At 35.5% G+C, this 12,317-nt stretch carries 12 protein-coding genes and 1 pseudogene; all 13 read left to right on the top strand.

The window, feature by feature from the left end; translation table 11 throughout:
- Nucleotides 1–110: 110 nt before the first annotated feature.
- Nucleotides 111–848 carry a metallophosphoesterase family protein gene (locus NKT06_RS17895; RefSeq protein ID WP_253442645.1) on the top strand — a complete coding sequence of 246 codons (738 nt, stop codon included), beginning with the start codon at nucleotides 111–113 and terminating at the stop codon, nucleotides 846–848.
- A complete protein-coding gene (locus tag NKT06_RS17890) occupies nucleotides 838–1,479 on the top strand; it encodes a sigma-70 family RNA polymerase sigma factor (RefSeq protein ID WP_253437299.1) in 642 nt (213 codons plus the stop codon). Before NKT06_RS17895 ends, NKT06_RS17890 begins: the two co-directional genes overlap by 11 nt.
- 289 nt (nucleotides 1,480–1,768) lie before the next feature.
- Complete coding sequence (locus NKT06_RS17885; protein ID WP_253437296.1) at nucleotides 1,769–2,260, top strand: hypothetical protein; 492 nt, start codon at nucleotides 1,769–1,771, stop codon at nucleotides 2,258–2,260.
- 630 nt (nucleotides 2,261–2,890) lie between these two features.
- Nucleotides 2,891–3,382: a hypothetical protein gene (locus NKT06_RS17880; RefSeq protein WP_253437293.1), complete on the top strand. Its 492-nt coding sequence runs from the start codon at nucleotides 2,891–2,893 to the stop codon at nucleotides 3,380–3,382.
- A 166-nt stretch (nucleotides 3,383–3,548) separates the two neighbouring features.
- A complete protein-coding gene (locus NKT06_RS17875; RefSeq protein ID WP_253437290.1) occupies nucleotides 3,549–4,493 on the top strand; it encodes a ParM/StbA family protein in 945 nt (314 codons plus the stop codon).
- Nucleotides 4,484–4,759, top strand: coding sequence for a hypothetical protein (locus NKT06_RS17870; protein ID WP_253437287.1), 276 nt, complete (start codon nucleotides 4,484–4,486; stop codon nucleotides 4,757–4,759). The genes NKT06_RS17875 and NKT06_RS17870 overlap by 10 nt, the downstream gene beginning before the upstream one ends.
- A 93-nt stretch (nucleotides 4,760–4,852) precedes the next feature.
- The gene (locus NKT06_RS17865; protein ID WP_483311579.1) at nucleotides 4,853–5,833 is read left to right on the top strand and encodes an AAA family ATPase; all 981 of its coding nucleotides are present in this window, start codon (nucleotides 4,853–4,855) and stop codon (nucleotides 5,831–5,833) included.
- Between the two features lie 127 nt (nucleotides 5,834–5,960).
- A complete protein-coding gene (gene dnaE, locus NKT06_RS17860; protein ID WP_301289986.1) occupies nucleotides 5,961–9,146 on the top strand; it encodes a DNA polymerase III subunit alpha in 3,186 nt (1,061 codons plus the stop codon).
- A complete protein-coding gene (locus NKT06_RS31695; protein ID WP_301289985.1) occupies nucleotides 9,147–9,281 on the top strand; it encodes a hypothetical protein in 135 nt (44 codons plus the stop codon).
- Between the two features lie 203 nt (nucleotides 9,282–9,484).
- Complete coding sequence (locus tag NKT06_RS17855) at nucleotides 9,485–10,051, top strand: Holliday junction resolvase RecU (protein WP_253437279.1); 567 nt, start codon at nucleotides 9,485–9,487, stop codon at nucleotides 10,049–10,051.
- Nucleotides 10,048–10,209, top strand: a complete 162-nt coding sequence (locus NKT06_RS17850) for a hypothetical protein (RefSeq protein ID WP_253437276.1) — start codon at nucleotides 10,048–10,050, stop codon at nucleotides 10,207–10,209. Before NKT06_RS17855 ends, NKT06_RS17850 begins: the two co-directional genes overlap by 4 nt.
- Before the next feature lie 48 nt (nucleotides 10,210–10,257).
- Nucleotides 10,258–11,913, top strand: coding sequence for a recombinase family protein (locus NKT06_RS17845; RefSeq protein ID WP_367399865.1), 1,656 nt, complete (start codon nucleotides 10,258–10,260; stop codon nucleotides 11,911–11,913).
- Nucleotides 11,888–12,304 (top strand): annotated as a pseudogene (locus tag NKT06_RS17840) (AAA family ATPase); the annotation flags it as partial. The gene NKT06_RS17845 and the pseudogene NKT06_RS17840, both read left to right, overlap by 26 nt.
- Nucleotides 12,305–12,317: the final 13 nt, after the last annotated feature.

The raw sequence follows: 12,317 nt of genomic DNA, 5'->3' as shown, positions 1-12,317 counted from the left end.
ACCAATTAAGGTAATGACTGCTCTCGGTTAAACCTTCGTCTATTGCACCCCTGCAATAAAATAATTTTAATAGTACGTACACAATAAATCAATAGAAATGAGGCCATAACATCAGAAAACTCGTAGTTAGCGACATCCACGGTTGTCACGATGAATTCAATTGTATTCTTAATAAGTGTAAATACAACCCAGCAACAGACCAACTTATGCTTCTTGGTGATTATGTTGATAGAGGTTTGAGAAGTAAACAAGTCGTGGATCAAGTTATGACTCTCAAAGGTGAACAAAATGCTATTGTCTTAAAAGGCAACCATGATGACATGATGGTATCTGCACTTAAGCATGATGATGAGGCGTATGATGCTCAATGGCTCAATAACGGTGGATTCACAACACTAATTAGTTACATTGGTGGAGATTATTTTGAGGAAGGATTCGATTGGGATAAATACATAGAAGTAAAAGAGTACATACGAAAGAATTATCATCATCATATAGATTTCCTTGATTCTCTTTCACTGTATTACGAAGACGATAATCATATATATGTTCATGCTGGTATCAATCCATTGCTTAATAATTGGAAGAGCACATCGAATGATGATTTTATTTGGATCAGAGAACAGTTTTTCAAAAACAACACATGGTTAGATAAGAAAGTGATTTTTGGACATACTCCAGCAATTCATTTACATGGATCTGCTGATATCTGGTTTGATTCCAAAGGAGACAAAATAGGTATTGATGGAGCATGTGCATACGGTAAACAACTAAATCTATTAGAAATTACAGAAGAAGGATTGTACATTCAACATAATGTACAAAAAGGTGAATCATATGAAAATTAGCATTAAGTTAGAGAAGCGTATTCCTAATTTCAATAATGAGGAAATGATCAAACTTGCCAAAGAAACAGGAGACAAAGACTTAAAGGATAAGATCATCAAAAACAACATGCACTTTGTAGTAAAGTTGGCTAACAAAACATTATCAAACGGGTCTCCTGAAGAGCTTGATGAACTAGTTAGTATGGGAATGATTGGACTTTTAAAAGCTTATGATACTTATGATCACACTAAAAATATTAAATTCACAACCTACATGGCTAAAGTAGTAAACAGGGAGTTTTCTGCTAACGCTAGAGCTAAAGGAATGAAATGTCGCAGCAAATACACTAGCATTAGTATGGACAACAATCTCTACAAGGACAATAGTGGAGATAGCGAAAAATTATTGTCAGAAGTATTGTCAGATGAAAGTCACCTTGATTTAGTCGCTGTAGAAGATTCTATTTTTGATGGTGTATTGAATGGATACATTGAACGAAAGTTGACTTCCAATGAGAAAATTTTCGCTCGTAAGTACTTCTTTGAAGGAATGAGTGTATCCGATATTGGCAGGGATATGAATGTCACAAGACAAAGAGCTCATCAGCATTTTAAAAATAGTGTGCGGAAATTGGCTCCAGCATTTGCATAATACATAGTTTAAATGAAACTTATATTTTACATAGAAAAGAGGAGTATCTTGAGCAGAAATAAAATAATTAAGTATTATGTTTATGACAATATTACATATAAAATCACATATAAAAATAATTCTGAGTGGGTTGAGAGAGTAGGAGTGATTCATAGTCACAATGTAAAAATCAAGAAGAAGCTATGCCCTTTGGTGTACCAGACTGTATTCAACGTTAATTACTCATTGAATATTGGAAAAAGTTATATCGAAGAAGCGATTAATAATTACTTTGGGGAGGAAAATGGGAATGGATAATCGACAACTTAAAGATCTTTTCTATTCAGAAGAGATGGAGTCAATCAGGAAAGCCTACTACAATGAAGCTTATAAACAAGGCAAGTTTGATGAAGCAGCAAGCAAAGGCCACACTAAAGAAGTATTCAGTTGGGATGGCGATGATTACAGTGTTTGGAAAGACAGAGTTTGGTATTCAGATAAAGATCAGTTTCATATTGAAGTAGAAGGATACATGGGATTTGCAAAATTAAGTCATGCAATTAACAGTTACGAAAAGTTTAATGTAGAGTTCAAAAAATACATAGAGCAGCACGGAGAATTAAAAGAAAGACATACTGGTGGATGGAAACAAGTATATAGAACAAATGCAATCGATATATCCTTTGAAGGAGATTCTTACTGGATATTTCTTGATGGACACAAGTCTGAGGAAATAAGTGACTTGTATTGGTACATGTATGATGTAATTAATCAACTAAAAGAATTGAATGATTCTTTGTAAAAGATGCACTTCAGCGCTAATGAGGAGAGATAAATATTTTAAATGTAGTAATTAATGCTTGGCTATTGTTCTTTTCAATCCTTAGTCTAGTTGTATTTATAGGTGTGTTTAGAGGTAAATTGAAATTTACATGGGGCCATTTACTGTGGTTCATCATCGGCATGATTTTCGTCGCTATCCCATATCAGGCAATGATATATGAGTTAATGGAGACAAAATGAAAAATGTAAATAGACACATAGGCATATACGGCTATAAACCATCAGCAAGGTTATATAGCAATGCAGACTCTCTCTATTGCAATAACTGTGAAGCTAAGCCGAGATTTACTTCAACTAAAGAATACTTCGTGCCCTCATAATGGTATCAGTATTCAAGTGCCTAGACACATGCACATGGATTATTTGTTCAGATTGTTATACACCTTTAAAAGTATAATAGAGAACAGGAGTGATGCGTTATTCAGATTCAAAGTTACACAAAGATTTTAAATAGTAGATTTGATAAGGGATTGATTGAGAAAGAGAAGTATGAAGAATACATAGTAAAATTGACCGAATGGCAGCTAAACTACGGCATAGAATATTACCAGACCGAGAATGATCCATATTAATAGGAAGGTAAATACATATGATTGAATTAAACGATAAGGAATTATTCTTGATTTTTGAGAAACGATTAAGAATGTACTACCCTTCATTTAAAGATAAAAGTATAAGATTTGAATACAACTTTGATATGAACTATGCAAGCTACGATTATGTTAACAGGAAGCTCCACTTTAACAACTACATCCTTCATTTTCAGTTTGAAGGTGACCGTTACAGAAAGTTTAGCTATTATGAAGCGGTCAGAATGATTGAGCGTGAGCATCCAGAAACAAAAGTGAGATTGAACCTATACATAGACAATGAATTAAACGACATTGATGATGAAGACAATTACAAACAGAATGTAAAGTTTTATTGCATTTTAGATTCAGACGATGTTGAGTTGACTGGTGACCAATTATCTTCAATGATTGACCTTGCATTAGATACTCGAACTGAAAATTGTGATAATCATGAATGGCTTAGTGAATTATCCTTCAGATATCAACGTTTTTTGAAGTCTAAATCCTGATGAAACATCAATTTTATTAAAACTTCATAATAAGAATAAAAATATGTACAATAAATATAAATGGTGGTATAATCATACTCATAGAGGCTACAAACGTACACAAATATACCAGTATGGCTTAATTGCGAATACTTGTGTACATGACTTTAGAGGAGGTTATATCACTTTGAGTAATATACTGAACTTAGATCTGGGTTTTAAGTGGACCAAAGCAGAAAGAGATGGTAAATTTTATCGTCAGCCCACAATAGTAGGAGAAGCAAAAGACATGTTTGATCAGAATATTAAATCAGATCATTTCGTCTACAATGATGAACTATTTGTGGGAAATGTTGCTCTAGAATTCAGCGACATAAAGTATTTCTCACTAAACAACAAAAAAGCTGAAGCTGAAACTAGTGATGTTGTTATGAAGACCACGTTGGGATACTTGGCAAAAAAAGATAGGGTGAATTTGGTTAGTGGACTTCCCATTAACTTTTACTTCACACAAAAAGCTCCATTCGAAGAAAAACTACTTGGTCTTGCCGATCAAGGAGAATATAAAATTCGAAAGGGAAAAGGGAAGAGTTACCCCGTGCAACCCATCGTTGAAAGGTGCAAGACGGTTCCACAGGGTTTGGGCATTACAATGGACTATTTACTAGACGACGATGGAAAGATCATCAGATTAAAAGAGGCAAAGAAAAAAATACTTACAGCAGATTTAGGGTTTTACACTCTAAACCTATTGGGATTTGATAAGTCCACAATAATGAAAGAGTCAAAAAGTGTATTGGTTGGTGTCGAGAAAGCCTACACACTTCTACAAACTTACATACAAAAATTAACTGGACATACACCTGCAATTTACGAATTAGACCCATACGTTATTTCAGGTAAATACCAAGGTCACAACATAGTTCCTTTGATTAGAAGAGCATTTAAATCATTAGCTTTACAGATTAAGAATGAAATTGAAAGTCTGAATACGGAATTTGACATATATTTAATTGCTGGTGGAGCTGCTCGATATATCTTTGATTACCTAGATTTACCCAATAAAGTCTTGATGGATCAGTTAGCTCAAGTGAGAGGGTACGGGAAGATAGGTAAAAAATCATGGAAATAGCGGCAAGAGCAAGATTAAGACCAATTAAAGATGAGGATCTACGCGAAGTTTGGAAAAACCTGCCTCCACACGAAGATAAGAGTGATGTCGTAAGGAGAGCACTTAGGTTATTGTTCTTCGGCAGTACTCCTTTCTTACTCAACACTAATTCGAACCATTCAACTAATGACGAGACTGCTGAATTCATTATTCAGAGCGAACAGGAACAATCAGAGAATATTGAGCAGTATGAGGAGAAGTTGGATGAATTATTTGATTCATTTTAAAGTAGGCTTCGGCCTACTTATACATACATTTTATTCACGAATACAGTTGAGCATTTTAACAATACATCGCCCATATACTGTCTTAACGAGGTGATGACTGTGGACGAAAGCGTTAGACGAATAACCGTAAACGAATCAAGGATTAACATTGTATTTAATGCAGACGAAGGATATAAGTTGACTCCTGAGTTGGCTGAACAGGTTGCACCGACAAGCAATCAGAATGAATCCACAGCAGACATTTTTAGAGAGATGGGTGAGATGATTGGGCTTGAAAAAGTAAAGGATCTTATATATGAAATTCATGCACTCATAGAAGTCAATAAACTTCGGAATGAGGAAGGTCTCAAGAACAGTAAGCAGGTGTACCATATGATTTTCAAAGGTAATCCCGGTACTGGCAAAACCACCGTAGCAAGGATTATATCTAAGATGCTAAATAAAATGGGTGTACTGAGTAAGGGTCATCTGATTGAGGTTGAACGTGCTGACTTAGTTGGAGAATACATTGGACATACAGCATTGAAGACTCGTGATCTCGTAAAGAAGGCTATGGGAGGAATACTTTTTATCGATGAAGCTTATAGCTTAGCCAGAGGAGGAGAGAAAGACTTTGGTAAAGAGGCTATCGACACACTTGTAAAAGTAATGGAGGACAAAAGTGACGACCTAATCATCATACTTGCTGGGTATCCCATAGAGATGGACGACTTTCTTCAGATCAACACAGGATTGCCCTCTAGGTTCCCTATACAGATTAACTTTGATGATTACTCTACGGATGAGTTAATGTTGATTGCTCTAAAAATGGTCTCAGAGAAAGATTACAGCTTTACTGGTGATGCAGCAGATAAACTTAAGCACATAATACAAGAGGAAAAGGATCTGAGAATTCACTTTAGCAATGCCAGATATGTGCGTAATGTTATTGAGAAAGCAATCCGTCATCAAGCTGTCAGACTAATGAGGAAACGTGAGAGGATATCTCGTCAAAGCCTAATGGAGATCACAGCGCGAGACATAACATCAAATTTAACCGAAACAAAGAAAGTTGAAGGTGTCTATACAGTGTAGAGACGACTCCTGTAAAGAGTGGAACATCTTAAAAAGAATGATTGATCTTTACAGGAGGACTTAAAGGAGGTGGTTAAGACGTAGATTAATTGTAATAAAATAATATATAGAATCAATATTTTATGAAATGTGCAAGCAAGGAGATGATCATACGGATAATTATGTAATTTATCATTTGCATTCAGACACTAGCAATCCATCAACTTCAATGGCTATAGATTCTGTGACTAAGTATCAACAGTATATTGATGAAGCAGAAAAGGCTAATATGCAAACAATCTGTTTTTCTGAGCATGGAAATGTATTTAATTGGGTCAAGAAGAAGCAATCGATCGAAGAAAAAGGCATGAAGTACATTCATGCGAATGAGGTATACCTTACCGAACATAATGACAAAGAAAGCGGCTTGATTCGCGACAACTACCACTATATGCTAATCGCAAAGAATCTTGAGGGAGCACAGGAATTAAATAAACTAACATCGCTCTCGAACAATAAAGATGACGGACACTATTATTATAATCCAAGGATTACTTTTGAAGAGCTATTCAATACCTCAGATAATATTATCATGACATCTGCTTGCCTTGCATCTCCGCTATGGAGGGCAATTAAAAATGACAACAAGCAAATGATGAACAGATTTATGGATTTCTTTGTTAAAAATAAGCATAGAATGTTTTTTGAGATTCAATATCACACTCACCCTGAGCAAAAGCTATTTAATCAACATCTACACAGTCTGTCACTTGAAACAGGCATACCGCTTATTGCAGGGACAGATACTCACGCCTTAAACAGATCTCATGCTGATGCGCGTAAGATTTTAATGAAGGCTAAGGGTGCGACATATGGAGATGAAGATGCATTCGATCTAACATTTAAAACATATCCCGAAGTTGTCAAAATGTTTGAGGAGCAATCGGCCTTACCTAGAAATGTCTACCTTGAAGCTATACATAATACGAACGTTATGGCAGATAATATCGAAGAGTTTACAATTGACTCGTCACCCAAGTATCCTAAGCTGCACGAAGACTCAGAAAAAGTGTTCAAAGAAAAGATAAATGTTGGAGTAATCGAACGAGGAATTAACAAGTTTGACAAGGAAAAAAAGGATGCATACTTTAAACGAATTAGAGAAGAGTTTAATACATATAAAAAGGTTGGAGCAATTGATTACATGCTCCTCCAAAAAGACGTAGTTGATTGGGCGCATAGTAATGATATTTATCAAGGATATGGTCGCGGATCAGTTAACGGAAGCTTAATTGCGTATTTATTGAAAATTACTGAGATGGATAGTATAAAACACAAGCTAAATTTTTTCCGGTTCTTGAATCCAGAGCGTATCTCTCTTGCTGATATTGACTTAGATTGGCCTCCATCTAAAAGGCAAGATGTTATTGATTACGTAGCAACAATTCCCGGCATTAACTTCTCAGAGATTATCACCTTTAACACTGTGGCACTAAAAGGAGCAGTTAGAGAAGTTGGAAGGGCTTTAGGTATGGATCTTGCAACAGTAGACGCTATTGCTAAGTCAGTATTCAAAGACGATAAGAAGGTAGATAGAGTAGATCCAAAGTATCTCGAAATGTATCCTGAACTATTCAAATATGTTGAGTTGGTGCAAGGAGTTATAGTGAGTATAGGGTCTCATCCTTCTGGTTATATTGTTTCTCCAGTAAGTCTCGAAGACAACATTGGTCTTTGTTATACAAAAGAAAGCAAGTATCCAGTGAGTCAGATCAATATGAAAGAACTCGATGGACTCAATTATGTAAAGTTGGATATTTTAGGTTTGGATAATAACGAGATAATCAATGAGACTTGTAAATTGGCTGGAATTGAACGACTTACACCGGACAATATGGATGTTGACGATAAAGATGTCTGGAATTCGATACGAGAGTCAGGTTTAGGCATATTCCAATGGGAAAGTAATTCTGCCCAAGCATATCTTAAAGATCTACTGAGTGAAGAAACAATACATAAGATAGAAGAACAGAATGATATGTTTAGTTATATTGAGCTATTTTCAATTGGCAATGGAGCAATTAGACCATCGGGAGACTCATACAGACAAGCTTTGGCAAATGGCATATTCAAAGATCATGGTCATGAAGCATTGAATAATTTTCTGAAGAGCACTATTGGATATTTAGTATATCAGGAACAAATCATGAACTTTCTTGTAGAATTCTGTGAGTTTTCAATGGCAGAGAGCGATAGTGTTCGAAGAGGATTGAGTAAAAAAGAAGGAACAGAGAAGTTTCTACCAGAGATAAGAAAGCGTTTTGTGCATAAAATGAATTTGGATTACGGAGAGACGGAAGAAGATGCGCTTGCTGTCTTAGAGCCTTTCTTACAGGTCATAGATGATGCACAGCGTTATGGATTCTCCGATAACCACTCAAATCCATACTCTCACATCGGCTATGGAAATGGATATCTAAGACACTATTACCCTCTAGCCTTTCTTACTGTGATGTTAAATATAAATAATGACAACATAGAAAAGACAGGTCAAATAATTAACTATGCTAAAACAAGAGGTGTTGAGGTGTCACCGATTAAATTTGGAAAATCTAACGCTGATTACTCATTTAGTAAGGGTGATAATACTATCTACAAAGGTTTAAAATCTATTAAATACCTTAATGAAAAGATTGCAGAAGAACTATTATCCTTAAGTAAAAATACATATGCATCATTTGTTGAATTGCTAGTGGATTTAAACGAAAAAACATCGGTCAACAGTCGTCAAACTGATATATTGATTCGTCTTGGGTTCTTTAGAGAATTTGGTAACATTAGTTTATTGGTGACGTTGTACAAAGAGTTCTCAAGTGGAAAATCTCAATATAAAAAAACATACGTTGAGAAGACTAAACTTAAGAGGGTGGCGGATCTAGTTGATGAAGAAAATAGGATTCGCACTGAGAATGACTACTCCAAAGTTATGCCAAACGAAGAAGTGATGTTCCAAAAAGAAATGCTAGGGTACTCCGAAGCTGTATTTCCCGATATAGAATCGGCTTGGTGTGTAGTTACCGATTTAGATGTTAAATATAGTCCCAAGCTTACCTTATACAATCTTCGTAATGGTGATGAACGTGTCTTTAAAATGGACAAGAAAACATTTAACGTCAAAGATAAAGCGTTGAAAATTGAGAAAGGAGATTTAATTGAAATAACAAGCCATAAGAAAAAACCAAGACAAGTCCCAGACGGTAATGGTGGCTTCAGAGCCACAGATCAGACAGATGTTTGGATCACTGGCTACAACAAGTATAAGGAGAATGAATAAATGGAGAACAAGCTTAGCAAATCAAAGATTGAGCAAATTATTGGACGCAAGTTGACCGAGAATGAATATAAAGAGGTTGTTGGAACGGTTCTTAATCAATTGTTGAATGAAAAAGTTGAGAAAACAAATGGATAGATTCGATAATGATTACCACTATATCCACTTTCATGATCCGCAAGAAAAGGAGGTGAAGTATTCAACCTGTTATGGGTGTGGGGAAACTATCAATGTTGGCGAAGAGATATTAGATGTGTATGGAGTTTGTGTTCATGATACATATGATTGTTTGTTTAAATCGGTAGAGGCTAAACGATTAATTGCTGGAGAGGAATGATTTATTGGCTACAAATCTAGGTAAAGTTTTTGAAGAGGATTTTCAGAAGTCAGCAGCTCAAAGTGTAGAGAAGATATTCTTTGTACGTTTAAAAGACACTCACATCCCCGTTGATCTTCGTTCGCGAGTTAGAGTAACGAAAAATGACTATGACTGTATGGTGTTTGCAAAGAATCATTTATTCACATTAGAACTTAAATCAACAAAGGATAAATCGATTAGTTTTCAGGAAAGTGTAATCAAGCAACATCAGATCGATAAGCTGTCAGAAGCAAATACATACGAAGGTGTAATATCAGGATTCATTATGAATTTTCGTGAGCCAGAAAACAAGGCGTACTTTATACATATAGAAGAATTTTTAAAGTATCAAAACATAGCCCAGAATCAAATCAAGGAGCATACATATAGAAGCAAAGTAAATAAAAGTAGTATTTCACTAGCCATTTGCGAAGAAATAGGAATTGAGATTAGAGGTTTTAAACCTAGAACAAGATGGCACTACCATTTAAAAGACTTCATCAAAGAAGCAATCAATACATATGGAAAAAAGGATGCGAATAAGGAATGAATGAGAATTTAAAATTGAAACGAATGTCGGAATACACAATTACAAACAAATATTCAGATGAACACAGTTTTGATAAAAAAGAACTCGAAGACAAATTTTCTGATTGGATTGAACATATCGTCAATAAATATTCAGACGTTAACCTTGATGAGAGTTAATTATGCTATAATAGGTTTTATGAATGAAAATACAGAAAGGGGATTAAAATGATTGTTCTAAAAGATATGCAAAAGCTAAATGCAACTCAAATTACAGCCTTGATCGGTAAGATCAGGGCTATTGTTTATACTCGTGTATCATCTGACATTCAAATTGATAACTATTCGCTTGAATCTCAGATCGATATATGCGTGAAAGATGCAAAAGATAAGTTTGATATTAGCGAAGATGAGATTATTGTTCTACGGGAAGAGGCAGAATCTGGTGACAATCCTAATCGTCCAATGCTGAATTACATACTTTTCTTATTACAGAAAGGACTGGGAACAAAAGTCATCTTTCTACACCCAGATAGATTGAGTAGACATCTCCACCTACAACAACAAATTACCCATCAAATTTGGGAACTTGGCTGTGATTTGCACTTTGTGGAATTCGATTTGCAAAAGGGAAATGCCGAGTCAATGTTAAATTACAATATCCAAGGCTCCATTGCTCAGTACAACAAGGCAAAGATTCTTGCAAATACGAAACGTGGCAGAAGGACGATGGTTTTTAACAACAAGATACCCGGAATGAATCGTATCTATGGTTATACTTATGATAAAGATCTGAATACTCTTGTTGAAAATGAGTATGAAAAAGAGAGATATTTGACAATGGTTAATATGATACTAGAAGGTTCAACTGGCTCAGAGGTTGCCGCATACTTAGCTAAAAAGAAGTATCCTGCACCAAAGGGAGACAAGTGGTATCAAGCAACCATCAGTCGAATACTTAGAAATGAGTCTTATATGGGTACATACTATTATGGAAAAACTGAGGTAGTGCGAATCAATGGTAAGAAAAAACAAGTACCTAAACCAAGGGACCAATGGCAGAAAATCACGATTCCAGCCTACGTTGACGAGGTTACATTTGGTCGCTTGCAGAAGTGTTTAGATGGAAATATAAAAAATGGTGGTCGCCCCTCGGAAGATTACCTACTAAAGGGGATTGCCAGATGTGGAAGATGTGGAGCTGCTGCTTCGTCTGGTATTACCACTAGGACGCAAAATGGATTGCTTAAATACTATAGTTGCACAAGAAAGACAAAAAAATCGTATAGTGTTGAAACCGGAGAATCCAATAAACTTTGTTTAGGAGAAAATTGGCGAGTTGATATGGTAGACTCTCTCATTTGGAGCGAAGTAGTGAAGCTGATTGATAATCCTAAAACTCTGATCGATAAGATGCTTGAGAGAATTTCAGATGTATCAAAAGTCAGAGACATGGAAAGAAATAGAGATGAGATTATAAAATTGATCAAAGAAAAAGAGTCTTCTAAGGCTAGATATATTGATCTTTATGCTGATGGAATAATTAAATCTAAAGATGAACTCTCTATTAAATTGGAACCAGTAGAGAATGAGATTGATGAACTAAATAAAGAACTTGGTGCAATAAATGATAACCTTAAAATAAGTCAGAGCGATGACGATAATATACAGGTAGCAGTTTCAATGCTAAATAAATACAGGAAAATAGTTAAGGATAGTCTGTCTATAGAAGATAAAAGAAGGATAATGAAGCTATTCATCGAAAAGGTGATATTAAATGATAATAAAAGGCTGGAGATAGTATATAAATTCAGCACTTTTAAGGAGATTGAATCTATTAATTCATCTAGTAACTCTATCAATCACCAAGTCCATGGAAGATAACAAAAATCAGTTTATACTGATTCTTGCCGGTTACTCGGAAGAGATTGATTTTTTTCTTCAGACGAATCCCGGATTACCTTCCCGCTTTCCTATTCAAGTGGAGTTTCCAGACTACAGCATTGATCAGTTGATTCAAATCTCTGAGATTATGGCCAAAGAACGTGATTATATTCTAATGCCTCAGACCATACTCAAACTAAAGCAGCATTTGCTTCAGGAAAAAAATGATTCGCTGCATGCGTTCAGTAACGCCAGATACGTTCGTAATGCCATTGAGCGTTCGATCAGGCATCAGGCGGTTCGTTTGTTGGAACAATACACGGAAGGCAGTCCAGGGAAACTGGAGCTGATGACAATCCGTACAGAGGATTTGAACTTTGAGCGAAAGTAAGCGATAATATAGT

The organism is Paenibacillus sp. 1781tsa1 (assembly GCF_024159265.1).
GTDB lineage: Bacteria > Bacillota > Bacilli > Paenibacillales > Paenibacillaceae > Paenibacillus.
Note: the sequence above shows the minus strand (reverse complement) of the source record. Positions and strands in the feature narration are given on the sequence as shown.

Bases quoted from the DNA above. Each gene is read 5' to 3' on its own strand.
- NKT06_RS17890 (WP_253437299.1), top strand. From the start codon at position 838: ATGAAAATTAGCATTAAGTTAGAGAAGCGTATTCCTAATTTCAATAAT.
- NKT06_RS17885 (WP_253437296.1), top strand. From the start codon at position 1,769: ATGGATAATCGACAACTTAAAGATCTTTTCTATTCAGAAGAGATGGAG.
- NKT06_RS17880 (WP_253437293.1), top strand. From the start codon at position 2,891: ATGATTGAATTAAACGATAAGGAATTATTCTTGATTTTTGAGAAACGA.
- NKT06_RS17870 (WP_253437287.1), top strand. From the start codon at position 4,484: ATGGAAATAGCGGCAAGAGCAAGATTAAGACCAATTAAAGATGAGGAT.
- NKT06_RS17865 (WP_483311579.1), top strand. From the start codon at position 4,853: ATGACTGTGGACGAAAGCGTTAGACGAATAACCGTAAACGAATCAAGG.
- dnaE (WP_301289986.1), top strand. From the start codon at position 5,961: ATGTGCAAGCAAGGAGATGATCATACGGATAATTATGTAATTTATCAT.
- NKT06_RS31695 (WP_301289985.1), top strand. From the start codon at position 9,147: ATGGAGAACAAGCTTAGCAAATCAAAGATTGAGCAAATTATTGGACGC.
- NKT06_RS17850 (WP_253437276.1), top strand. From the start codon at position 10,048: ATGAATGAGAATTTAAAATTGAAACGAATGTCGGAATACACAATTACA.
- NKT06_RS17845 (WP_367399865.1), top strand. From the start codon at position 10,258: ATGATTGTTCTAAAAGATATGCAAAAGCTAAATGCAACTCAAATTACA.